Raw genomic sequence first — 23345 nt, 5'->3', positions numbered from 1 at the left:
ATCCCCCTCGCCGGCCGCCTCGCCGCCCGCTCCCTCCCCCGCCGGCGGAGATGGCCGCGATGATCCGCGCCGAGCAGAGCACCTCCGGGAAGGCGCTCGCGGCGCTCCCCGCCGGGGCGGCGGCGCGCCGCCGCGGGACGACACCACGGGGCTCGCGTCGAACCTGGAGCACCGGCCCTCCGGGCCTCCGCGCTCTTCACCGAACGCCGCGAGCTCCTGCAGGGCGGCCGGATCGGCGCCGGACACGAAGAGCGACATCACGACGTCGAGCCGGAGGTCCGCGCCGTCCGCGTGGACCGCGACGGCGGCGAGCGCCGCAGGCGGGCCCCTGTCGCACGGGCATGACACCCGGCGTCGCGCCTGCGTGACAGCGTCACGACGTTGTTCCACGTTGCCCACGTCGCTCGCTCCTGACGGGCTGAAATCCGGGCGATCCGCGCCGTGCGCGCACAGGTACGGCCAATGCACTGCTCGGAATGCGCAGGGGACCTCACCAGAAATGGAGGCGAGTATGTTGAACGATAGGCGCGTTCCGGGTGTTTTCGTCGCAGCTACGCTGCTCGCGGCAGGCTGCGCGGTCGAGGCGGGCGATACGGGGCAGGTCTCGGAGGAGGCGTCCGCGAGCCAGGCCTCGCACGGTTTCGGGCGGGAAACGCCCGAGGAGAGCGCCGGCAACCAGCCCGCTCGGGCCATCGAGAGGATCGAGAGCAAGGTGCTGAATCGATTCGTGGTGCCGCGTGTCGGGACGGTATCGCTGATCGACGAGGATCCGAGCAGCGCGGCGCCCCAGATCGGCGTCCTGGTCGTCTCTTCGCCCGAGGACGACAAGCTCATGCCGCTCGTCCACGAAGACGGGACCGAGATCACGCCGCTCGAGGTTCTTCTGAGCGCCGACGCCTCGGCCGACGTCGCGCCGCGGCTCTTCGAGCAGCACGTCTCGATCGCCGGCGGGACACGGATGCTCTCCGTGGTCTACGACGCGGGGCCGGAGGTGACCGCCGGGAACTGCGCAGCGGCGTCGTGGCAGAGCTACTTCGACAATGAGGCGCTCTCGTTCGGCGGCGTGGACGATTCCGAGCACCTCCCGAGCATGACCACGTCGTTGCCGAGCTGGACGGCGAGCGGCTACCTGGGCAAATACTCGCGCATCGTCGCGGGGGCGTGCTTCGTCAGCCAGGGCGACGGCAACGACGACCTGACGGTGAAGATGGAAAGGCGCGTCGACGGAAGCTGGCAAACCGTGAGTGGAACGCAGGTCACGCTCAATACGACGATCAACGGCGGCAAGGATCGCTATCTTTATTTGAGCGGCTCGTATTGTTATGACCACGAACGCCGCATCACCGTCGCGGGGCGCCCCCCGGGTGGCATCTACCCGCCGGACAAGTTCCACCTCTCGGGCGCGTGGGGAGGGCAGGCGAACGGCTGCTGGATCGAGTCGGGCGGCTGACGCGCGCCCGCCCCTGCGCCTTCCGCGCGAAGAACCGCCGCGCGACCCCCTCCAGAACGCGCCCCCGTGGAGCACTCGGAGGGTCGCGCGGGGGTCCTGGGGCAGGGCGCCAGCGGTCGCTGCGGCCGAAGCACCCGCGTCAGCGCGGCTGCAGGTCAGCTCGCCCAGAGCACCGAGAGATCGAGCTCGACGGCGTCGAAGGGCTCGACGCGGACGCGGGCGGCGTCGCGGTGGACGACCGCAGGTCCCCAGCGGCGATCCGCGCCGAGCATGTACACCTCCAGCGTCCGCTGGATGGGGTCGACCAGCCACGCGTGCCGCACGCCCTCGCGCGCGTAGATCGGCATCTTTTCGTCGCGGTCGACGTCCTCGGTGGAGGCGCTCAGGACCTCGCAGATCCAGTCCGGGGCGAGCGCGAAGTACGCCGTCTCGGGCAGCTCGGGCATGCGCTCGCGGCGCCAGCCGGCGATGTCCGGCACGAGCGCGTCGATCTCACCAGGCGCGTGCGGGTCGGGGAAGTGCAGTTCGGGCTCCACCAGGATGCGCCAGCCGCCAGGGCCCCCGCGCCCGCGCCCGAACGCGCCAGCGAGCTCGGTAGCCAGCTCTGTCTCTGCCTGTGCATGCCGCGGCGCCGGCCGTGGGAACACGTGCAGGGTGCCGCGAACGAGCTCCGCCACCTTGTTCGGCGGGACGGCCTCGAGGTCGGCGTACGTGGCGCGGCGCTGCTTCTCGGCGGGCTGACCCATGACGGAAGCCTGCCCGTGGGCGGGCGGCGGGGCAAGGCGTCCAGGTCCGCCCGTCGCTCACCCTCGCCGCGGCCGCACGGCCCTGATCAGCGCATCGATCCCGCGGGAGCGCCACCTGTAAGCCGTGCTGACCGGCGCGTCTTGCTGCTCGGCCACGTCCTCGATCGACATCTCGAAGATGTCGTGGGCAACGATCACGTCGCCCTCGTGCACGGGTAGCTGGTGCAGCGCCTCGAGGAAGGCAAGGCGCCGCTCCTCGCGCTCGATGGCCTGATCCGGAGTCGGTGCCTCGTGCTCGGCGTGGGGCGGGATCGCAACGATCTCCTCGCGTTGCACCCGGGCACTTTCGAGGTGATGGCGGACGCGGTGATAGGCCAGCGCCCGTATCCAGACACGAAGCGCTTCTGCGGGCTGCACGTCCGGGTCGGGGCGGTAGCGGTCCTCTTCGCTGGCCTCCCACGCGGCGAGGAGCACGTCTTGCGCGAGGTCTTTGACGTCCTCGCGTGTCGCCCGGCGACCTCGGAGGTAGCGCGCGACGAGGGCGCTGACGACGCCTGCTTGCGCGACGAGCTCGGCAGACGTGATGCGCCTTGGCGCGAAGTCCCGCCCCGCGCGGTAGATCGCCGCGAACGCGAAGAGGACAAGATGGCACAGCGCTACGTCGAATCCCGAGATCGCCATATGCTCGCCGCGTGGACCGCTATAAGGGCCATGAACATCACGATGAGGATCTGCTGGGCTCTCTGCCAGGTCAGGAAGATGTTGCCGCGGTAGGGACCGCCCGTGACCATCGCGAGCTCGACAGAGACGATGATGCCGGTCGCAAGCGCCTTGAGTGTCAGCGGCTCACGCGACCGGAACCAGACCAGAAGGCAGCCGAGCGATGCGCACAGCGCGGCGAGCTCGACGGCCAGATAGAGACGCTGGAGGTCAGCTCCGCGCGGGTAGGTCGCCACCATGAACGCCATGGCGGCTGCGTAGGCTATCAGGACGCCCCATGGCCGGCGCTTCGTGAAGACCCAGATCGCGAGCGCGGCGACGCCGGCGGGCCAGGAGATGAACAACGCGCCGTCGATGTCGACCGCCACACGCTCCCAGCCGGTGAACGAGATGGCCGCTGGATCAAGGCCCTGCGCCCGGATAGCGTCGCGCGCAGGCGCGATGATGAGCTCCCGCAGCGCGCGCCGACCGAGGTTCGCGAGCAGGTAGAGGGTGAGGAGCCAGGCGATCGGCCGGTGATCGGGCCTCCGACGCGCCATGGCCCACGCGAGCGCCGCCGCCCCCGCGGTCGCTACGTACGCCAGGAGCACCAAGTTCATGGCCCGAACACCCGCCCCGCCGCCGGTGAAGGGCCGGACACGTGGAGCAACATGCGGGCGAGGCTACTTGGCTACACCGAGGAGGCCCAAAACCCGGGGCTGATCAGCGGGGGTCGAAGGGGGAGCGCGTGGGGGGGCGCCGGCGGGCAGCCGGCGAAGAGGCGCGTCAGGAGCGCGGACGGCGGTTGCGGCGCACGAAGCCCAACCCGAAGCCGAACACGGCCAGGAACTGCGCGAACCAATGGGAGACGATGTGGGGATCGGGCGGTTCGATGGAGAGCATGGCCGGAAGGTTATCAGCGCCGGCTCGTGGACGTCGTCCGCTTTCTTGGCCCGGCGAGTCGACCTGTGGCACGCGCGTGCGCGCGCGATGAGCCCATGCAGGGTCAAGAGGAAAGTCGCGCCCGAGCGCCGCCCTCGCCGCACGAGCGCCTCGACCTCGCTGCAGGACGAGCAGCGCGCGGGAGGCTACCAGGGCTTCCGGCCGGTGGGTGTCGATTTCGTGAGAGAAGATCCGTGGCATCCGTAAGTGGCATCGGCGCGTCACGCGGCGAGCGCCGCCGCGACAGCGACAGGAGCTGGCCGTCGACCCCTCCTCGCCTCGCTCTGGCGGGCCGCCCCCGGGCCGCTGGCCCGCTTGGTACCCGTCGCGCCACGAGGGTGAACGTGTGGAGGAATGCATGCGCACGCGGGCTGTTGCCCATCGCGCTCCGCCGGCCCTGGTGTGCTCGCGCTCCGGCGCTTTCTCGTCCGCCTTTGCGTCGTCACACGCCCTCTCGAGCCGGCCATGGCGCCCAAGCCGGCGAAGTGATCACCCCTCGTCGAGCCACGCCGCCATCTCCGGCAGGAGCCCCCGCAGGAGGCCGATGACGCGCGGGCTCGACGCGCGCACCTCCCCGACGAGCCGCCGGCGCTCCGCCTCGCTCTTGACGAGCTGCGCGCGGCGCAGCGCCGCCCAGAGGCGCGCGCCGGCGGCGATGCTGTCGTCGCCGTGCTCCTCGGCCACGCGCCGGGCCTCCACCGCGTCCTCGAGGGCCTCCCCCACCCGCTCCAGCTCCCAGTGAATCTCGGCGCGCCGGAGCAGCGTCAGCGCGTGGTATCGGTCCCCCCGCGCCCGCTGGAGCTGCTCGGCCTGATCCGCGCTCTCCAGCGCGGCGGCGGGGCGGCCCGCCCGCGTGAGCGCCGCCGCCAGGAGCGAGAGCGCCGCCGCGCGGAGCGCGGGGTCCCCGTCCTGCGCCGCGAGCTCCGCGGTCCGCCGCGCGACCTCCGCCGCCTCGGCGGCGCGCCCCTCGCGCATCAGGAAGGCCGAGAGGTTCTGCAGGAGCAGCCGGAGCTGGCCCCGCATCCCCTGCTGCTCGGCCTCGGCGACGAGCCTGCGCAGCCGGTCGATCGCCACGCCGGTCCGCCCGAGCTCGGCCTCGAGCACCGCGAGATCGCCGCCGATATGGACCCTGTGCCACGCCGAGGCCAGCGGCGCCGCGATGGCGAGCGCGCGCTGGAGATCGCGCTCCAGCAGCTCGTGATCGCGGCGGTTCTGCGCGTAGTTCAGCTCGCACCGGAGCACGCGGGCCGCGAGCTCGGCCGCGGGGCCCGCGCCCGCCGCGAGCTCCACCGCCTCACCCGCGAGCTCCATCGCGCGATCCCCGCCGGCGACCCCCGCGAGCGCCATCCGCGCCTCGCAGCGGAGCGCGGCCTCGCCGAGCGCGTCCGCGTCGGCGAGCAGCCCCGGATCATCGGCCCCCGCCTCGCTGAGCCCGCGCGCCACCTCGAGCCGGTGGATGCGCCGGCGCACGTCGAGCGGCCCGCCGCGCGCCACGACGGCGTGCTCCGAGAGGCGCGCGAGCCGCCGGCTCGCCTCCTCGAGCTTCCGCCCCTGGATGAGCGCCCGGACCGCGTCGATCTCGAGGCCGGCGCGCGCCTCGGGATCCGCCGCGAGCGCGGCCAGCCGATCCGCGAACGCCGCCGCCTCCTCGAAGAGCCCCGCGGCGGCCGCCTCGGCCATCGCGCGGCCGAGCCAGCGGCGCGCCTCGGCCACCGCGCCGAGCCGCTCGTAGCCCGCGCCGAGGAGCCCCGCGTCCACGCGCCCCTGCGCGCCCTCCGCGAGCGCGTCGAGCAGCGCCCGGTGCAGCCGCTGGAACCACGGCCGCCGCTGCGTCAGGTGGAGCGCCGCCTGCCGCAGCATCTCCTGCGGGAAGCTGTACTCCTGCGCGTCGCCGGAGGCCGTCAGCACGCCCGACCCGCCGAGCGCCTCGAGCGCCGCCTCGGCGCGCTCGTCGTCCCCCACGACGCGCAGGAGCACGTCGACGCCGAGCCCGCCGCCGCAGAGCGCCACCGCGGCGAGGGTCCGCAGGGCGCTGCGCTCGGCGGCGCTGTCGGCGGCGAACGAGGCCACCCGCGCCTCGAGCAGATCGGCCACGCCGGGGACCTCCCCCCGCAGGGCCCGGTCGTCCGCGGCGCAGAGGGTCCCGTCGCGGAGCGCCAGGGCGCCGCCCTCGTGCCACGCCATGAGCGCGTGCACGATGTAGAAGGGCACGCCTCCGGACGTCGCGACCACGGCCCGCTCCAGCGCGGGCGCGAGCGGGGCGGCGAGCGCCGCGGCCCCGCCCTGCGTGGCCTCTGGATGCAGGCCGCGGCCCACCGCCTGCGCGAGCTCGGCGGCGGCTTCAGGGTCGAGCGGCGCGAGGCCGAGATAGGTCACCCCGGGACACACCCGCGCCCGCACCTCGCCCAGCAGGGCGCGCAGGGGCGCCGGCCGGCTCGGCTCGTTGCGCGCCGCCGCCATCACGAGCAGCCGGCCCTGCGCCTCCGCGGCGGCGCGCCGCAGGAGCAGCTTGATCAGCTCCAGCGTCGCCGCGTCGGCCCACTGCAGATCGTCGACGAGGAGCAGCAGCGGCTCGCGGGCGCTCGCCCGCAGCAGCGCGTCCTCGATGGCCTCGACCGTGTGCGCGACCTCGTCCGCGGAGGGGAGCAGCGCCGGAGACAGCGCCCGCTCCAGCGCCGCGGGGAGCGCGCGGAGCTCGGGGAGGTCGCTCTCGCCGAGCTCCTCGGCGGCGCGGCGCAGCGGATAGAACGGGCTCCGCCGCTCGGGCAGGCACCGGAGCCGGACGACGTGGCGCAGGTCCCATCCGGTGCGCTCGACCGCCGCATCGAGCAGCCGGCTGCGCCCGATCCCCTGGTGGCCGCCCACCACGATCCCGCGCACGCGGCCCTCCTGCGCGGCCTGCGCAGCGCGCGCGATCGCGTCGAGCTCGGCTCGCCGCCCGAGGAGCGGCGGCCGGCCGTCGGGCGGCGGACGCGCGGGGCGGTCCTCGGGCGGCGGCCGCGCGGGCCGGTCGGACCCGCGAACCGGCGGCTGCGACCCTTCCTTGCTCCCTGGCGGGGCGAGCTCGGGATCGAGCGCGGCGAGGATGCGATCGAGCTCGCGCGCGACCTGATCGGCGTGCCGGGGGCGGCTCTGAGGATCCAGAGCGACCAGCGTTGCCGTGAGGCGAGAGAGGAGGCCGGTCGCCGTCGTCGGGTCGGGCACGAGCGCCTCGAGCGGGGGAGCCGGTCGCCGCGGCACGAGGAGCCAGTGCGCGGGCTCCCCGCTGCGCTGCTCGATCTCGGCGGGGAGGCTGCCGGTCCTCAGGCGGAAGATCAGGACGCCGAGCGCGTAGAGATCGCTGGCGGGCGTGGCGGACTGGCCGACGGCACACTCTGGAGCGATGTAGCCGGGCGTGCCCGCGAGCACGGAGCCCAGCTCCCGGACGCCCCCGGCGACCGCGGGCACGCTCAAGGTCATGGTCGCGCCCGCCGGCTCCTCGGCCAGCACCGTGCCGGAGTAACCGTCGACCGCCACGGTGGGCGGCGGCCCGGTGGGGGCGGCGAGCCCCCGCTCGACCCAGCTCCGCGCGTTTCCCCCGGAGATCCCGAAATCGATCAGCTTGTAGACGCCCGACCCGCGGACGACGTTGGCGGGCTTGACGTCCCGATGGACGAGCCCGGCGGTGTGCACCGCGGAGAGCGCCCAGGCGACGGCGGACGCCGCTTCGAGGACGACGCGCTCGGGGAGGCGGCCTGCCTCGCGAGAGAGCTCATCGAGGCTCGTGCCGGCCACATACTCCATCACGAGGCCGACCACGCCGAGGGCGTCGTCGCGCTGGAACGAATAAAACCGCACGACGTTCGGGTGCTCGACCCGGCAGAGCGCCTGCGCCTCGTCGAGAATCGTGTCTCGCCACGCGGCGGTCGCGTCGGGGGAGCCCGCGAGCTGCTCAGGCACGAAGAAGAGCTTGATGGCGACGTCGCGGAGCTTCCTGCCTTCGTAGATCTCCTCGGCCTGCCAGACCGGCGCGAACCCGCCGCTACCGAGCTGCCGGACGAGCCGGAAGGGACCGAGGCGGGCGCCCTGCCCGAGCGGGGCTCCGGAGGGATTCGGCGACGAACTGGTCATCCGCCGCCGAGCATATCCTAGCCACCCCGGCGCTCCCGCAGGAACTGGTCGCTCGCGCTCTCCCTCGTCCGCTCGTGCGTTCCTGCGCGGGCGCCGTCAGGGCACGATCTCGCGGACGCTGCCCTTCTTGTACAGGAGCCCGTTGGTGCCAACCCCGTCGCTCCGGAAATAGACGCTGATGTTGGGCTTGCCGGTCTCCGACCCCGCTCGGGTCCGCGCCCGCGTGAGCTTCATTGCGGGATCGATGCCCGGCTTACAGGGCTGGCGGCCCACGCCGAAGTCGGTCCCCTTGTCGACGTGCTCGTGGATCTTCACCCAGGTGCCTCCGCGCACGCCGTCGGTCTTGTCGATCCAGAGCTCCTGCTTCACATCGCCGCTCGGCAGGTCGTAGACGAGGTGCTTGTACCCGATCCATACATTCTTCGGCATGCCACCGTCCCAGTACCTCTTGCTGAGGATGGCCGCGGAGGCGGGGTGATTCGTCTCCTTCTCGAAATCGATCTTGCCGTCGTAGCGCATGCGGGCGGCGATCCCGCGCGTGTCGCATTTGTTGACGTCCTCGTCGCCGATCGTGCCGTGGTTGGTGCGCGCCACGCTGACGAGGCCGCCCCAGGCTGTCCCGTCGTCGGCCACCCGCTGGAAATACATCGTCACCTCGACGTCGCGCCATTGGTCGGCGAGCGCGGGGTCGTGCACGTACATCCGCGGGACGCTGCCGCTGATCTTGAGAATGCCCCGGCCGTCGGTGCGATAGGACGCATCGCCGTGGTTGGCGTCGAACCAGGCATCGCGCGGGTCGATCCCCGAAAAGGTGCGCGCGACGCCGTTGTCCCAGGTCGAGAACCACGCTTTGCCCGAAGGCAGCGTGGGCCGCAGCATCGCTATCCCGAACCTGTCGCGCTGTCCCTCTTCCCCTCCCCCGGCGCCGGCCGAGCTGGACGCCGCTGCGCTGCTCGATGATGCGGACGACGCCGCCGCGCCGCCGCGGCCCCCGCAGCCGAGGCCGTCGCTGCCGGGGCCGTCGCTGTCGAAGCCGTCGTTGCCGAGGGCGTTGCCGCCCCCCCCTCCGCCGCCGCCGGATTGGCTTCCTGACGCAGATGCGTGTTCGTCTCCGCAACCGGCGCTGCTCAAGCCGACGGCAGCCGACGTGACCCAAATCGCAATCGTCAATAAGGTTCTCACACCCACCTGCATAACATGATCTCAACGGCTCTGCGAAGCATTGATGGCGAGATACCGACTGCGACGTGCCTAACAGGCGCTTCACGGAACAGCTCGGTTGTTTCGAGAATTGCACATTTCATCGTGCTTCGAGCGGGCAGCCGCTCGACGAGTTCGCCCGCTGGGTATCACGACGCCGGCCGCTTGAATGGGTGCTGGCATGCTAAAGTACCTGCCCATATTCGACGAATATCCATGAGGAGTTCCTGTGGAGGTTCGCGAGGACCGACGACCCGGAGATCGACGCCCGGCAGCGACGGTTCCTCGAGGTCCTGCTCGCGGCCAATCCTCGGATGAGGCAGCGGCTGGCCGATGAGGGTCGCCTCGACGGCCGCCTCGACGAGGCACGCGCAGCCCTTCGCCGCGCGCTGGCACACTGGCAGATCCCGCTCGCCTCGGAGGACGAGGCGCGCATCGAGGCGTGCGCCGACCTCGCGACCTCGGAGCGGTGGCTCGGTCAGCCGCTCGCGGCGTCCAGCGCACAGCAGGCCCTCCGCAGAGCGCCGCGGCCGGCGCTCCTCAGCACCGGAACGGCCGCGGCAGCATCAGCGGCCCTTCCGGAAAGGCCCCTCGCACCAGGAGCCGCGCCGCGCCCGCGCCGCCCATGGCATCGTCGCCGTCCACGAAGACGTGCGGCTCCGCCGTCCCCGCCATGCCGAGCGCGTCCGGGCAGGCGAAGAGCTCCACGCGCCGCACCGGCGCCGGCGGCGCCGAGCGCGCGCGCTCGATCGATGACCTGCGCCAGGCCGGGGGAACACCGTGTCCATGAGCGCGATGAGCTGCGCGCGAAGGCCAGGCTCCGACCAGGATCTGCGCGATGTCTTCATTCCCTGCCCCGTCTATCCATCTTCGCATATCACATCCCAGCGCACTGGACGCGCCATCAGCGTGCGCCGCCCGCATGCCAGAGCAGGAGCAGGCCGACATTCCTGGAAGACGCAGAGAGCTCGATCCATGGCGACATAGAGAATCAGCGCTTCGAGAGAACTGAAAGACCAGCGCTCCGGCTCTCCACTCCCCTCTGCAACCGCGATGCCTCTGCGGCTCGAACGCTCTGGCTCGGTCTCGAGGCCCCAGTTCCAGCAGGATTGCGCCTCCGGAGCGCGCGCCCTAGACAATCCTCAACTGCATCGCTCTGCGGGGCGATTGCCAGGGGGGGAACCATGAAGAGTATGCTCGGCGCGCTGATCCTCGGCGCGCTCTCGCTGTCCGCCGTGCTGTCCAGCAGCGATGTGGCGCAAGCCCAGGACAGGGGTCGTCCGCCACGCGGCTCCTATCTCCAGACGTGCAGGAACGTCCGGACGGAGCGAGGCACGCTGTTCGCCCGCTGCGAGGATCGGAGGGGCAACTTCCACAATACACGGATGGTGGACTGGAGGAGGTGCAGAGGAGACATCGAGAACGACAACGGCCGGCTCCGCTGCTCCCGCGGCCGCTGACGCGCGCCGCGACCGCGCAGGGCGCCCTTGGCGAGGCGGGCTCCCTCAGCGACGAGGAAGCGGGGCCCCCGCCGGGATCCGCCCTTCCTCGACGGCCACGACGTACGGCGGGTACCAGACAAGGTTCCGACGTCCGCTCGTGGATGCGCCTTCGCCGCTACCCCTTCCGCTCCTTCCACGGATCGTCCTGATACAGGTAGTTCGGCTTCAGGATCTTGTTCTCCATGTTGGTGTGGAACACCGCCATGGTCGACGCCGACATCGGCGGGACGATCCACGTCCAGTCCGCATAGACCGGGCGCTCGCACTGCCGCTCCTGCTGCTCGAACTTCTTGAAGTACTCCGAGAGCGTGTGGTGGTCCATCATCCGCACCTTGGCCTGCCGGAACGAGTGCAGCACCGCGACGTTCAGCTCGACCAGCGCGGCGTCCTGCCACAGCGTGTCGCTGCGCGTCCGGTCCAGCCCGAGGCGATCCGCGATGAGCGGCAGCTGGTCGTACCGCGTCACGTCGCTCAGGTTGCGCGCGCCGATCTCGGTGCCCATGTAAAAGCCGTTGAACGGCGCCGCCGTGTACTGGATCCCGCCGAGATCGAGGGCCAGGTTGGAGACCGCCGGCAGCGCGTGCCACTTCAACCCGAGCTCGGCGAACCACGCATACCGCGGGTGCTCGATCGGCACCTCGAGCACCTTCTCCCGCGGCAGCTCGAACCACCTCGGCCGGCCGTCGCCGATCTGGATGATCAGCGGCAGCAGATCGAAGCGCGTCCGCTCCCCGCCCGGCCAGCCCAGCGCGAGCGCCTGGTCCGTCAGCTCCACGTTCCCCGGATCGCCGAGGACGCCGCCCTCCGGGAGCCGGTAACCCGCATAGCGGACCAGCTGGCCGTTCCAGATGCGGATCCGCGGCTCACCCGGCCTGAACACCGTCATGGTCGCCCGGACGTCGCCCCCGTTCGTCGCCAGATCGAGGTGCTCCACCAGCGCCTGGAAGATCTCCTCCTCCGTCTTCAGGTGGCGCAGATCGCGCACGTGGAGCGTCGACCAGAAGAAGCGCCCGATGCAGCGCGAGCTGTTGCGCCACGCGAGCCGGGCGCCATAGGCGAGCTCGTCGGGCAGGTGCGTGTACGTCCCGTGCTTCTCCAGGCTCGCCCGCACCTCCTGCCAGCGCTCTTCCACCGCCGAGGGCACCCCGAGCTCCGCGTAGCACTGGCGCAGGAACGCCTCGGCCTCGGTCGGCACCGCCTCGGGCGCGGTGGGGGTCACGTGAAACGACCCGTGCTCGACCGGACACACCCCGCCGACCGCCCGCGCCACGCCGGCGCGCCGGAGCGGCGTCGGGCGGACCTCGCCGGCGGTGTCGACGTTCGAGCTGAACAGCTCCCGCTGGATGGCGTCCGGCGGCCAGCCCACCGCGCGCAGGTGCTCCTGCGCGTCGCGCATGAAGGCATCGGGACCACACACGAGCGCCTGCGACCCCGGCCGGTAAGGATACAGCTCGGCCACCTGCTCCCTGGACAGCCGCCCCTCCGCCTTCGTCGCGCGCAAGCGGAGCGCGACGCCGGGCGTACGGCCGGCGATCGCGCGCAGATCCTCCTCGAAATAGGCGAAATCCGCGGCGCGCGACGCCGACCAGTCGAGGAGGAAGGCCCGCGCGTCGGGGCGGCCGGCCCTGCCGTCGAGCGCCCGCAGCATCGCCATCGCCGGCGTGACGCCGATCCCGCCCGCGAGGAACACCACCCGCTCCACGGGCGGCGCCGGAAGGACGAAGCTGCCCTTCGGCGCCGACGCGCGCAGCAGCGAGGCCGCGGCGCGCTCGCACAGCCACCGCGAGAACACCCCGAGTTCCTCGCGCTTCACCGTGATCTCGTAGTCGCCGCCGGCGCGCGCCGGCGCCGAGAGCGTGTACGCGCGCGCCACCCAGCGCCGATCGAGGTAGCCCTGCACGAGGACGTGCTGCCCGGGCACCGACGCCGCCGGCGCGCCGCCGACCGGCGAGAGTGTGATCTGGAAGATCCCGGGGGAGAGCTCCCGCGCGGCCTTCACCTCGGCCTGCTGGAGGCTCGATCCGCCGAACATCTCGGCGACCGCCGGGGCGCAGCCGCCGCAGATCTGGCCCGCCCGCGTCCGCTCCGACAGCTCGGCGGGCGTCGCGCACCCGGCCTCGATGAGGCTCGTGATCTGCCCGCGCTTGACCCCGGCGCAGTTGCACACGACCTCGTTCGGCTCGAACAGCGCCGCGGGTTGATCGATCTTCAGCTCGCCGAGCTCCCGGAACGTCGTGAGCTGCCAGCCGGGCAGCGGGCCGCGCGCCATGAGCAGCCGCATCGCCGAGGGGAGGTCGTTCCATTCCCCCTCGACGTGCAGCCCCGTGAGCTGCCCGCTCGACAGGAGCAGCGCGCGTCGCTTGTCGCGATCCCCGCACGGCACCCACCGGAGGCTCTCCATGGGCGCGTCGAGCCACCGCGCCGAGACGCCGCTCCCGTCGAGCGCGCGGGAGAGCGACAGGATGCGGCCGCCGCCGTCGACGATCTTCGAGATCGCGGCCTCCTTGCCGGCCAGGGCGCCCATCGCGGCGCTGCTCTCGACGACCCCCTCGCGCCGGGAGAGCAGCCCCTGCCCGGGCAGGAGGTGGACGTTGACGAAATCGAGCGCGTGCCGCTCGGCCCAGGCATCGACGCTCGCGGGCGGCAGCTCGAGCCAGGCCTCGTCGGACCCGCGGACGTCCGCGGGGATCCCCTCCCTGGCCAGGCTCGCCCAGCCCTCGATCAGCGCCTCGGCCGCCGCCTTCCGCAGGCCCGCCTGGACGAGCGCCGCCGCGGCCCGATCGGCCGGCGTGTCCACGTACCGGAGCTCGAACGGGTCCTCGCGCAGCAGCTGCTGGACCAGGTTGTCGAGCCGCCCCCGCAGCCCGGCGGTGAACTCCTCGAAGTCGACGGTCCCGTCCCCGGTCGTGTCCGCGGCCAGGAGCAGCGCCTTCGCCTCGTCGGCCCGCATCCCGAGGCCGGTGAGGTACGGCAGGAGCTCATCCTCGCTGAGCTTGCGGTCGTGGTCGCGATCGATCTCCTCGAACCGGCGCCAGGCGAAGCGCTCGCTCATCAGGCCGGCGCGGAGGCCGCGGGAGAGCGCGGCCGCCACCTCGGCGCCCGGGGCGGCGGGGCCGCACACGACGGGCGCCGGCGCGGCGGGCTGCTCCAGCGCGCGGATCGCCCTGCGGGCCACGTCCGCGGGCGCCACCCAGGGCAACGCGCCGCCGCCCAGCGGCAGCGGCAGCGTGCGGCGGAGCCGGATGTCCTCGCGCCAGAGGTTGAGCGCGCTCAGCAGAGGTCCGTGCCAGACCGTGGTCACCGCCTGGCCGGAGGCGCGCACGAACGCCTCAGCGTCGCGGATCTGCTGCCCCACCCGGCTCGAGGGAGGGAAGTACGGCGCCACCCAGAGGAGGTGCGACGCGCCCACCTCCCTCGCCGACGCGAGGAAGGTCCGCGCGGCCACGAGCGGATAGGCGAGATCCGCGGTGCCCATCACGAGCGCGATGGCCGGCTTTGCGGGCTCGATCGGCAGCGATTGAAGGAAGGAGGCGAGGTCGTTTCTGGGCTCGGAACAGACGATCTTGAGGAAGCTCATGGTGCTCGGCAGGGGCAGCCGCGGAGGAGCGCAACCGCCCTCGCGGCCGCAGGCGGCGTCGATGGCTGCGCGCAGGCGCGGAGCGCTCCGCGCCAGGATACGGCGCATCACCCGGCCGGCCGAAACCCGAAAACGCCCGCGCGACCCAGCACACACCGCCGCACCCGGATTACCAAGGTGTGCACGGCGTCGGGGGATTCCTTGTTTTGCCTGGAGGAGACCCGTCTGCGCGTCACAATCTGCCTCATGGGGCACTTTGGCGCGCCGGCCTGCGCTCTCACCGCGTCGGGCCACGACGCTGACGGGTCCGCCGCTCGACGTTCCCGCCGCTGGTAGCCGCGCGGCGCCACCGGGACCTCGCCCGCTCGCCCCGGACCGACGGGCGAGCGTTCTCCGTATTCGCGGGAAATCCGACGTGAAGGGAGAGCAGGCGAACGGGCATGCAGGCGCCGATCGCGCGCTCGAGCGCCGCGCTGCGTGCGCTCGTACATCCTGTGGCTGTGTACGACTGCGGGCCGGACATACGGGCACGATCCTTGAATTCGCTCGCTCAGCGCAGCCATGAAGACCCTTACTTCGGATCAACCCCTGGCGATGAGGAGCAAGCAGACGCGGTCATTGGCTGCGTCCCGTCCCGCGGTGTCCACCGCGCGTCATCCCGTCCTGCAGGGCGTGACGATGACGCCGGCGAACGTCTCCGAGGCGCTGATCGCGCTGGAGACGGTCGCCGCGCGGCTGCGCGAGAGGAACGACCCGCGGGCCGTGTTCCCCGACGTCTACGCCGTGATCACGCGCCGCGTGAACGAGGCGGTCGTCGGCGGCTCGGACGGCCGGTTCCTCGAGCCGGCGTGGATCTCGCGCCTGGCGGGGATCTTCTGCGAGTACTACCTGACGGCCCTCGCGGCGTCGCTGGAAGGGCGGTCGACGGGCATCGAGGCGTGGGACGTCGCGTTCCAGTGCGCCAGCGCGGGCGGGGCGGCGGCGGCGGTGCACGGGCTGCTCGGCATCAACGCGCACATCAACTACGACCTGGCCCTCGGGCTCTACAGGAACATCGTCCAGCACGGCGCGGCGCAGGACGCCCGGCTTCTCGACCGCTACCGTCACGACCACGACCTTGTGAATGAAATTCTCGCGGCGGCGATGCCGGAAATCTTCGCGATCCTGCGCGCTCGTTATCGCTGCCCGCTCGCCCGGATCGCGACCTTCAGCCCGGACGTGGAGCGCGCCATCTCGAGCGTCGTGATGTTCCTGCTGAGGCGCTGGCGCGACCGGGTATGGACCGACCTGCTCTCCTTGCTCGCGACGCTCGGGCACACCGGCGAGACGGGCAAGCGCGCGGTGCTCGCCCGGATGGACCAGCGTTCGGGGAAGATCGCCCGTACGTTCGCGGCGGGCCACGGGGCGCTCCGCGTCGGGGCCCCGCTCGCCCGCGGCGCCGCCCTCACGCTGGCTCTGGCTGCCTGACGCGGGCCATCCCCGCGAGCTGACCGCAGGCGCCGCCCACGTCGCGCCCCCGCGGCCGTCGCACGAGCGTCGTCACGCCATGGCCGGACAGCCGCGCCACGAAGGCGTCGAGCCGCGCGGCGGACGGCGGGCGCAGCGCCGGATCCGGGCCGGGGTTGCAGGGGATGACGTTCACCCTGCACCGGAGCCCGGCGACGTACGCCGCGAGCAGATCCGCGTCCTCCGGGGCGTCGTTGAAGCGATCGAAGAGCACGTACTCGAAGAGCACGCGCCGCCCCTGCGGCAGCGCCCGCGCGATCGCCTCCTTCAGCGCCGCCATCGAGAAGCGCGCGTTCACGGGCATGATCGCCTGCCTGCGGGCGTCGTCCGGGGCGTTGAGGCTGACGGCGAGCTCCGCCCGCGCCTCGCGGAAGAACGGCTCGATCTTGTCCGCCACCCCGACGGTGCTCACGGTGACGTGCGACGGCGCGAACCGGAAGGCCCGCGGATCGGTGAGCAGCCGGATGGCCTTCAGCACCTCGCCGAGGTTATCGAACGGCTCGCCCATCCCCATGAAGACGAGGTTCCTGAGGGGCGCGCCGCCGCGCTCGGCCGCGAGCGCCCGGGCGATCCGGACCTGATCGACGATCTCGCCGGCGGCGAGCTGGCGCTCGAGCCCGAGCCGCCCCGTCTCGCAGAACGAGCAGGCCCGGGCGCAGCCGACCTGGCTCGAGACGCAGAGCGTGGTGCGGGCGGGCCCCGGGATCAGCACCGACTCGATGAGCGCGCCGTCACGCGCGCGCAGGACGAGCCGGAGCGTGTCGTCCTGCGCCGGCGCCCGCTCGGCGATCTCGAGCGACGGCGCCGGATCGAGCGCGAGCAACGCCTCGTGCGCCCAGGCCCCCACGCCCAGGGCGGCGAGCGCGCGCGCGTCCCAGGCCGGCGCAGGCACCGGCGCGCCCGGCTCGGCGCCGAAGGCGTGGCGCACCACCTTGCCGGAGACCGCGCGCGCCGCCGACGCCGTGCCGCCGGCCCGGCGGAGCAGCTCCGCCAGCGAAGCCGCGTCGTGGTCGGCGAGCCGCGCGCTCCAACGTGGGACACGCGCGCTCCTCCGGATCAGCGGGCGCCCTGCGACCTGAGCCGGCGGGTCGCCGGCGCGCAAGGGCGACGCCATCTCTTCGGGGATCTCCGGAACGCGCATGCGCACCCGCTAGCACGCCAGCCGCGGCGCCGCGCGGCCCAGCGACACCGCGCCCGGCGCGGCCGCCTCACCCGGACGGCCGCCGGATGGACCGCTCGCCGGGCGCTCCGGCCGGCCGAGCCCCGGCGCCCGCGCGTCCGCCGGATGGACGCTCGCCGGGCGCTCCGGCCGAGCCCCGGCGCCCGCTGCCTCCCCCACCCAGGTCATCGCGAGCTTGTCAATCGCATGTCGATCGCCACCCGAAAGACAAGCGAGAACTCGCCCGGCGCCCCCCATCCGACAGGAAACCTGGGCGCCGTCTGGGGCCATCAGGTGGCCAATCTGTGGACAAGCATGTGGACTGTCAAACCGGGCTCGGGAACGTGATTTTTGGGTTGCAGATTGGTTCCGAAGGAGGGAGTTTAGCGCCCGGAAGTTGGGAGGCGCGCCGGGCCACGGAGCGCCAGAAATCGCAGCAAAATCGGTTGCATCGGTGTGGGCGGCGCGTCCATGCCCGGGCTGGCTTCGGCTGGCGCCGGGGCTTGGAGGGGCTGCCGCCCCGCGATCAGCGCAGGACGGGCAACTGAGTTGCCAGGGTCCCACGGGGTTTCCACAACCTGGGAACAACCTGTGGATTATTTGTCCCTCCTGCGCGTGGCGTGTTCCAGGATCGGGTGAGCGGGGTTCCCGTCCCCAAGCTTTTCTGGCGCTCGCGGACACACCGGTGGGCTACGTTGCGCGCCGATGTCCGCACGCCACGGCCCTGTTTCCTGCGCGCCGCGCGCGTCCCTCGCGATCGCGGGGAGCCTCGCCGGGTGGCTCGCTGCGGGCGCCGCGGCCGCGCAGGCTCCGCCGCGGAACGCGCAGGCGGAGGCGGCCCTGAAGGAGGCGATGGGGACCGACTACCTCGAGACGCGGTTCGCCCAGGCGGAGCGCAAGCTCCGGGCCGCGCTGGACGCCTGCGGCGAGTCGGGCTGCTCGCCCGCGGTCAAGGCGAGGCTGCTGGTCGCGCTGGGCACCGTGCTCGCTCAGAGCAGAAAGGGGCTGGAGGACGCGCGGGGCGCCTTCGCGGACGCCCTCCGCGTCGATCCCTCGGCGAAGCTGGACCCGGATCTGACGACTTCGGAGGTCTCCTCCGCGTTCGAGCAGGCGCGCGCGGCCACCGGCGCCGGGGCGACCGGGTCGCCCGCGGCGGCTGGAACGGGCGGAGCGCCCGCGGCGGCCGGAGCGACCGGGGCACCCGCGGCGCCCGGCGCGGCGGAAGCGCAGCTCCAGATCGCGCCGATGCCCGAGCAGCGCGTCCGCACGCCCGTCCCGCTCCATGCCGAGGTCCCCGCCGAGCTGCTGCCCAGCGTGAAGCAGGTGACCGTCTGGTACCTGGCGCCCGGGGAGCGCGAGGTCCGCTCCCTCGTCATGAAGAAGCTGCGGGGCCAGGGGTTCGGCATCAACGTGCCCTGCGCCGCGGTGGGAAGGACGGGAAAGCTCCTCTATCACGTCGCGGCCGTCGACGAGGACGGCGCGATCCTCGCGAGCGCGGGCACGCGCGACGCCCCGCTGGTCACGCAGATCAGGGAGAGCATCAGCTCGGCGCCGCCCCGCTGGCCCGGCCACGCTCCGCCGGCGGAGTGCGCGGCCCCGGAGCAGGAGCGCCCGTGGCAGTGCCTCGACGACCGGCAGTGCGACCGCGGGCTCGCCTGTGTCGGCGGCGCGTGCGTCACGCGAGCCGCCGCGGAGGCTGCGCCGGATGTCCGGAGGAGCTGGGTCACCCTCACCTTTTCACCCGACGTCGCGCTGCTCTCCGGCCAGGACGTGTGCACCGTCGCGTCGCAGCGGAGCGACCATTTCGTGTGCCTGCGCGGCGACGGGACCCGGTACGACGGCACGCCGACGCCGGACGTCGCGAACGACGTGAACCTCGGCTTCGCGCTCGCGACGTTGCGGGTGGCGATCGCCTACGATCGGCTGGTCCTCGACAACCTCACGGTCGGCGGCCGCGTCGGCTTCGCGGCCGGCGGCACGACGGAGGGCGGCGCCTCGTTCCTGCCGCTCCACCTCGAGGCGCGCGCGCAGTACTTCCTCGGCGCGCGGCCCTTCGAGCAGCTCGGCGCGCGCCCGTTCGTGCTCGCCGCGGCCGGGGTCGCGCAGGTCGACACCGAGGTCGACGTGGAGGTCCTCGAGGACGCGACCGCTTGCGGGGCCGACCTTGCCGACAGGACGAGCCCTTGCACGAGGCCGGGAGCGAGCGGCAGAGTCGAGGCTCGGCGACAGACGCTCACCGCGACCCGGCAAGCGGGCCAGGGGTTCGCGTCGGTCGGCGCGGGCGTTGCCTATGCGCCGATCGAGGCCCTCTCGCTGAACCTCGCGCTCCGCGCGAGCCTCACCTTTCCTGCCGTGACCACCGTCCTCTCCCCGGAGGTCGGTCTTTCCCTGGGGTTCTGAATGGCTGACACCTCGGATACGCGCCGGGGGGCGACTCCCCCGGGCGCCTTGCGCAACCCGAAAATCGATGCGGCGATCGAGCGCGCCGTGCAGAGCGGCGACCCGGCCGAGCTGCTCGCGCTGCTCGATCGGAGCTCCGGGCTGCCCGCCCGGCGCGGCGGGGTGCGCGCGCCAGGCCCCGACCTCGGGCCGAACGCCCCCTTGCCGCGCGTGAACCTGGATCTCGCGCGGGCGGTCGGCGCGGCGATCGCGGACCGCGGCGCGCCGGCCGAGCGGCTCGTGCGGGCGCTCTCCGCGACCGCCGAGGAGTACGCGCTCATCGTGGCGGCGCAGGCGCTCGCGTCGCTCGCGGTGAAGGGCGCCACGCCGGCGGGCGGAGCGGGGCAGGCGCCGCGCGCGGGCGGCGCGCGCCGCGGGAAGGGCGGGCTCGATCCGCTCGAGGCGCTCGAGGAGCTGGCCGAGGACCCGCGGCGCGTCGTGCGCGACGGGGTGGTGGCGGCGCTCCGCGCCGTCATCGCGGCGCGCGGCGACGCGGTTGTCGGCGAGCTCTCGTCCTGGACCGACGGCTACCTGCAGGCGTACGTCGCGCTCGAGGCGCTCGCCGAGCGCACGCTGCTCGCCAGCCTCTCGGCAGGCGCGGAGGTGGTCGAGCGCCTCGAGGAGGCGTTCGTGCTGTCGGATCGCTCCCCGCGCGCGGACGAGCGGCTGCAGGGCCTGCGCCTCCTCCGGCAGGGGATGCCCGCGCAGATCGCGTCCCTCGCCGGCCGCTTCCCCGAGGTCGTGCGCTGGCTCGAGGAGAAGACGCGGGCGGAGCGCCCCGAGTCGCGCGACGTCGTGGCGGACGCGATCGCGGCGCTCCGGAAGGCGTCCTTCTCGGATGCGGAGGTCGACCGCCTGTCCGCGGCGCTCGGCGCGACCGCCCCGATACCGCGCTACGCGGCGCGCATCGTCCAGGGGACGCGCAAGCGGAGCAAGGGGCGGCGGTAGGACGAGGCCTGGGCGCCGACACGCACTGCGCGTCGACCGGACGCGGCTGTCACGAGCTCCTCTGCAAGAGGTCAAAAGTCGTCGAACCGAGAGCTACGGCGTCCGACTCAGCGTCATCGCCCGTCGCGCGGCCGTGGATCACCGAGAAGCGGTAGAAGCGTCTCCTCGATCTCCTGCGTATATGCGCGCACACCAGCGTGCGCCCCGTGCTGTTCGAGGGTCTCGAGCGGTGTTTCCTTCCAGCACCTCTCCCACGCCTGGTAAGCGTCCCCATGGGGCCCGAGGAGCGCCTCGCAGACCCGCTTGGCGTCGCGTTTGTCCGTGGCCCGATTGGCGCTGAGCAGCTCGGGCCGGGTCACGGGATCAAAGCCGAGCCTCTTTCGCTCTTCGCCGTGTTGGATCTGGCCCTTGGCCAACCAGGGCGCGGCCCCGGCAATCACCCAGGCTTCGCTCTCCGGGTGCGGCGCCACCACGATCACCCTGAAAGAGGGCGGAGCGCCTCGACCGCGCGCCCCATCCCGGAGCCGCTCGCGGACCTCCTCGTCGCCGTCGGTGTCGTGCACGAGGAACAGCGCATCGATGCGCGGTTCGTCTGGTGACGCCGCGTCGATCTCCGCCGCGATGGCGACCGCTTTGCGCGCCATGGCTCGCTCTGCGCTCATCCCGAGCCCATGCACGCGGATCGAGCGCTCCTCGGCAAGCCGTTTCACCTCCGCCCAGCGACACCACCCCTGCCCTGCCCTGAACCCGCTGAAGGTCCGATGCATGGAGAGCGTACCCTCGTCAGCCCAGAGATCTCTCAACCACTCGACCCCACGCTCAGCGACCACGCGATCCGCCAGATCGCGGGCGAGCCTCTGCCCCAGCTCGTCCTCGGCAACGAGCACGAATCGCGCAGTCATGCTCCGGTCACCCACCCCTCGCCCTCGGCCGTCCACAGCTCACCGCTGGTGAGCACATCGAGCAGCTTCGCTTTGGGGTGCTCCGACAGTCGCCGCGCCGCCACGCGCCCGTCGGCGCCCCGCCCGAGCACGACCACCTCGTCCGACTTCAGCGCATCCACCAGATAGGGCGAGTGACTCGTCGCGATGATCTGCGCCTCCGTCGCTGCGGCCTGGGCCGCGTACAGCATCTTGATGAGATCCTGCTGCGCCTTGGGGTGCAGCGCCCGCTCGATGTCGTCGAGCAGGAGCAAGCGCGGCGCAGCGGGTCCGTACAGCGCCGCGAGGACACCGAGCACGATCAGGGTCCCCTCGCTCGCCGCATGCGCAGGCAGACCGGTAGCGTCCACGAAGTCGAGCACGAGCTCGTCCGCGACCCCCACGTCCCGCTCCTGCACGAGAACTTTCTGCCCCTCGACCGTTATCGCCCGCGCCGCTTGCCGCTCGATCCGCGTCCGCTTGAAGCCAATCCCCCGCAGGGTCGGCACGATCCGGCAGGCGGCGTCCTCGAGCTCCCTGAAACGTGCTGTCGAGATCAGCTTCATGGCCGAGAGCACGGTCGCGAGCCCGTAGCCATCTTCCTGGAGGCCCGGCACCTCTTCCTCGCTGATCGACGGCTCGGCGAGGCGCCTGGAATCGAGCCGAAGCATCACCGCGGTACGCAACGTGCGACCCACCACGGATACCTTCAGGTGAGCGCCTGCGTCCTCGTCCAGCGCAGCAGGCCCCTCCACATCCCAGCCTACGCCTGAATTCAACGAGTCGAACCAGATCCTCCAGGGCGGAGCGTCCTGCCTGCGTCCTTTGAGCTCGACGCGCATCGGCCCCGTCGCCTCACGGCGCCTCAGCCATCGCAGATCGCGAGCGCCGACGAACACCGACTTTGTGGACTCATTGTCCTCAATCGCCCTGCCGAGCAGCTGCAGCGCCTCCAGCACGCTCGACTTGCCCGCCGCGTTGGGCCCGATGAGCACTGTGAGCTGCTGGAGCGGGATCCGCGTCGCCGTGTGCGCCCTGTACTCGTGCAGCGAGAGCTCGGTTAGCATGGGGCGCCGAGCATAGCGCCACCGCCGAGGAGATGCCTCAGCCGCGATCGAGCCCCGCCGGCGCACGGCCGTTCAGGCCGCCCGCTCCGACCGCGCCGGCGACCCGGCGCCCCCTTGCTGCTCCCCTGCGGCCTCGGCGAACAGGAACTGCAGCGCCCCCGGCGCGCGCCGGCGCCACGCGTCCTCGCAGTGGGTCCCGTCCTCGTCCGGGCAGAAGAGCAGGTCGACCTCGCCGTAGCCCCGCTGGCGCAGGTGATCCACGAGGTGCGCGGCGTCGCGCAGCACCGAGCCGTCGTCCTCCTGCGCGCCGGCGTCGACGTACAGCCGCGAGCTCGCCGGGACGGCCTGGGAGGCGATGAAGTCGAAGATCTTCCGCTCGGCGAACCAGAGCGACGGCGACATGCAGAGCGCGGCCCCGAGCACGTCGGGGCGGCGGAAATGGGCGTAGAGCGCCGCGAGGCCCCCCATGGACGAGCCGCCGATCGCCGTGCCGGCCGGGTCGCGCCGCACCGCGAAGCGCTCCTGTACGGCCGGCACGATCTCGGAGGTGATCCAGCCGAGGAAGTCGTCGAGCCTCCCGTCGCTGCCGTCGCCCGGGAACGGCGACAGCTCGGTCAGCCGCTCGCTCCCGCCGTGATCGATCCCCACGAGGACGGGCGCCACGAAGCCTCGGCCCGAGAGATCGCGCACCGCTTGGTGCAGGTGCCAGCCGCCGCTGTAGGACGGGTCGTCGTGAAAGACGTTCTGCCCATCGAACAGGAAGAGCACAGGCGACGGCCCGGCGGGCGCCCCCTCGCTGGGCAGGTAGACGCGGACGTTGCGCTCCCCCTGGAAGCCGGGAATTCGATAAGGACCGAGGAGATAGATGATGTGTTCCGCCATGAGAGCTTCGAGACGGATGACCGGCGCAGCTCGTTTGCTCCGAGCACACCACCGTTCCGTCGTCCGAAGCTCAAAGCAATCGCCGGGCCGCCACTCGGCCGCTGCTCTCCGGCTGTGGAGCGCGGCGCGGCCCGGGCCATCTCGGCTCCCGGGTCGCGCCGCCCCGCCATGGCAGAACGCCTCACGCGTGACACGCTG

General features: G+C 72.6%; 17 protein-coding genes. 5 read left to right on the top strand and 12 right to left on the bottom strand.

Annotation, left to right across the window (positions count from 1 at the left end):
* The first annotated feature begins 511 nt into the window (after positions 1-511).
* Positions 512-1450, top strand: a complete 939-nt coding sequence (locus tag WMF39_RS08575; RefSeq protein WP_437745061.1) for a hypothetical protein — start codon at positions 512-514, stop codon at positions 1448-1450.
* A gap of 155 nt (positions 1451-1605) precedes the next feature.
* Here WMF39_RS08575 and WMF39_RS08570 read toward each other — a convergent pair whose 3' ends face one another.
* From WMF39_RS08570 to WMF39_RS08545, 6 genes are all read right to left on the bottom strand, one after another.
* Positions 1606-2196, bottom strand: a complete 591-nt coding sequence (locus tag WMF39_RS08570; protein WP_437745060.1) for a Uma2 family endonuclease — start codon at positions 2194-2196, stop codon at positions 1606-1608.
* A gap of 57 nt (positions 2197-2253) precedes the next feature.
* The gene (locus WMF39_RS08565) at positions 2254-2877 is read right to left on the bottom strand and encodes an RNA polymerase sigma factor (protein ID WP_437745059.1); all 624 of its coding nucleotides are present in this window, start codon (positions 2875-2877) and stop codon (positions 2254-2256) included.
* Positions 2853-3515 (bottom strand): hypothetical protein, encoded by a 663-nt coding sequence (locus WMF39_RS08560; RefSeq protein ID WP_437745058.1) that lies wholly within the window; start codon positions 3513-3515, stop codon positions 2853-2855. The genes WMF39_RS08565 and WMF39_RS08560 overlap by 25 nt, the downstream gene beginning before the upstream one ends.
* 811 nt (positions 3516-4326) lie before the next feature.
* Complete coding sequence (locus WMF39_RS08555) at positions 4327-7947, bottom strand: serine/threonine-protein kinase (protein WP_437745057.1); 3621 nt, start codon at positions 7945-7947, stop codon at positions 4327-4329.
* Positions 7948-8043: 96 nt separating this feature from the next.
* Positions 8044-9141 (bottom strand): hypothetical protein, encoded by a 1098-nt coding sequence (locus WMF39_RS08550; RefSeq protein ID WP_437745056.1) that lies wholly within the window; start codon positions 9139-9141, stop codon positions 8044-8046.
* 546 nt (positions 9142-9687) lie between these two features.
* Positions 9688-9855 carry a hypothetical protein gene (locus tag WMF39_RS08545; protein ID WP_437745055.1) on the bottom strand — a complete coding sequence of 56 codons (168 nt, stop codon included), beginning with the start codon at positions 9853-9855 and terminating at the stop codon, positions 9688-9690.
* Between the two features lie 476 nt (positions 9856-10331).
* Between WMF39_RS08545 and WMF39_RS08540 the strand changes: the two genes are divergently transcribed.
* Positions 10332-10607, top strand: a complete 276-nt coding sequence (locus WMF39_RS08540; RefSeq protein WP_437745054.1) for a hypothetical protein — start codon at positions 10332-10334, stop codon at positions 10605-10607.
* 157 nt (positions 10608-10764) lie between these two features.
* Here the strand turns inward: WMF39_RS08540 and WMF39_RS08535 are convergent, their stop codons facing one another.
* Positions 10765-14226, bottom strand: coding sequence for a nitric oxide synthase oxygenase (locus WMF39_RS08535; protein ID WP_437745053.1), 3462 nt, complete (start codon positions 14224-14226; stop codon positions 10765-10767).
* Between the two features lie 678 nt (positions 14227-14904).
* On the opposite strand from WMF39_RS08535, the gene WMF39_RS08530 reads away from it, so the two are divergent.
* Positions 14905-15693, top strand: a complete 789-nt coding sequence (locus WMF39_RS08530; protein WP_437745052.1) for a DUF5995 family protein — start codon at positions 14905-14907, stop codon at positions 15691-15693.
* Here the strand turns inward: WMF39_RS08530 and rlmN are convergent.
* A complete protein-coding gene (gene rlmN, locus WMF39_RS08525; RefSeq protein WP_437745051.1) occupies positions 15671-16873 on the bottom strand; it encodes a 23S rRNA (adenine(2503)-C(2))-methyltransferase RlmN in 1203 nt (400 codons plus the stop codon). The genes WMF39_RS08530 and rlmN overlap by 23 nt on opposite strands.
* 9 nt (positions 16874-16882) lie before the next feature.
* The gene (locus WMF39_RS08520) at positions 16883-17080 is read right to left on the bottom strand and encodes a hypothetical protein (RefSeq protein WP_437745050.1); all 198 of its coding nucleotides are present in this window, start codon (positions 17078-17080) and stop codon (positions 16883-16885) included.
* A 516-nt stretch (positions 17081-17596) separates the two neighbouring features.
* On the opposite strand from WMF39_RS08520, the gene WMF39_RS08515 reads away from it, so the two are divergent.
* A complete protein-coding gene (locus tag WMF39_RS08515; protein WP_437745049.1) occupies positions 17597-19291 on the top strand; it encodes a hypothetical protein in 1695 nt (564 codons plus the stop codon).
* A gap of 48 nt (positions 19292-19339) precedes the next feature.
* A complete protein-coding gene (locus WMF39_RS08510; RefSeq protein WP_437745048.1) occupies positions 19340-20278 on the top strand; it encodes a hypothetical protein in 939 nt (312 codons plus the stop codon).
* Positions 20279-20391: 113 nt separating this feature from the next.
* On the opposite strand, the gene WMF39_RS08505 is transcribed toward WMF39_RS08510, so the two are convergent.
* From WMF39_RS08505 to WMF39_RS08495, 3 genes are all read right to left on the bottom strand, one after another.
* The gene (locus tag WMF39_RS08505) at positions 20392-21195 is read right to left on the bottom strand and encodes a hypothetical protein (protein ID WP_437745047.1); all 804 of its coding nucleotides are present in this window, start codon (positions 21193-21195) and stop codon (positions 20392-20394) included.
* Positions 21177-22265, bottom strand: coding sequence for an AAA family ATPase (locus WMF39_RS08500; protein ID WP_437745046.1), 1089 nt, complete (start codon positions 22263-22265; stop codon positions 21177-21179). The genes WMF39_RS08505 and WMF39_RS08500 overlap by 19 nt, the downstream gene beginning before the upstream one ends.
* A gap of 72 nt (positions 22266-22337) precedes the next feature.
* On the bottom strand, positions 22338-23147 hold the full coding sequence (locus tag WMF39_RS08495) for an alpha/beta hydrolase (RefSeq protein WP_437745045.1): 810 nt from the start codon (positions 23145-23147) through the stop codon (positions 22338-22340).
* Between the last annotated feature and the right edge of the window lie 198 nt (positions 23148-23345).

Origin of the sequence: Sorangium sp. So ce1504, from assembly GCF_051521635.1 — a bacterium.
GTDB lineage: Bacteria > Myxococcota_A > Polyangia > Polyangiales > Polyangiaceae > Sorangium > Sorangium cellulosum_B.
The sequence above is the reverse complement of the archived record's forward strand: the minus strand, read 5'-3'. Positions and strand labels throughout refer to the sequence as shown.

Excerpts from the sequence above, each read along its gene's own strand:
- WMF39_RS08575 (WP_437745061.1), top strand. The coding sequence starts at position 512 with ATGTTGAACGATAGGCGCGTTCCGGGTGTTTTCGTCGCAGCTACGCTG.
- WMF39_RS08570 (WP_437745060.1), bottom strand. The coding sequence starts at position 2,196 with ATGGGTCAGCCCGCCGAGAAGCAGCGCCGCGCCACGTACGCCGACCTC.
- WMF39_RS08565 (WP_437745059.1), bottom strand. The coding sequence starts at position 2,877 with ATGGCGATCTCGGGATTCGACGTAGCGCTGTGCCATCTTGTCCTCTTC.
- WMF39_RS08560 (WP_437745058.1), bottom strand. The coding sequence starts at position 3,515 with ATGAACTTGGTGCTCCTGGCGTACGTAGCGACCGCGGGGGCGGCGGCG.
- WMF39_RS08555 (WP_437745057.1), bottom strand. The coding sequence starts at position 7,947 with ATGACCAGTTCGTCGCCGAATCCCTCCGGAGCCCCGCTCGGGCAGGGC.
- WMF39_RS08550 (WP_437745056.1), bottom strand. The coding sequence starts at position 9,141 with ATGCAGGTGGGTGTGAGAACCTTATTGACGATTGCGATTTGGGTCACG.
- WMF39_RS08540 (WP_437745054.1), top strand. The coding sequence starts at position 10,332 with ATGAAGAGTATGCTCGGCGCGCTGATCCTCGGCGCGCTCTCGCTGTCC.
- WMF39_RS08535 (WP_437745053.1), bottom strand. The coding sequence starts at position 14,226 with ATGAGCTTCCTCAAGATCGTCTGTTCCGAGCCCAGAAACGACCTCGCC.
- WMF39_RS08530 (WP_437745052.1), top strand. The coding sequence starts at position 14,905 with ATGACGCCGGCGAACGTCTCCGAGGCGCTGATCGCGCTGGAGACGGTC.
- rlmN (WP_437745051.1), bottom strand. The coding sequence starts at position 16,873 with ATGCGCGTTCCGGAGATCCCCGAAGAGATGGCGTCGCCCTTGCGCGCC.
- WMF39_RS08520 (WP_437745050.1), bottom strand. The coding sequence starts at position 17,080 with ATGACCTGGGTGGGGGAGGCAGCGGGCGCCGGGGCTCGGCCGGAGCGC.
- WMF39_RS08515 (WP_437745049.1), top strand. The coding sequence starts at position 17,597 with ATGTCCGCACGCCACGGCCCTGTTTCCTGCGCGCCGCGCGCGTCCCTC.
- WMF39_RS08500 (WP_437745046.1), bottom strand. The coding sequence starts at position 22,265 with ATGCTAACCGAGCTCTCGCTGCACGAGTACAGGGCGCACACGGCGACG.
- WMF39_RS08495 (WP_437745045.1), bottom strand. The coding sequence starts at position 23,147 with ATGGCGGAACACATCATCTATCTCCTCGGTCCTTATCGAATTCCCGGC.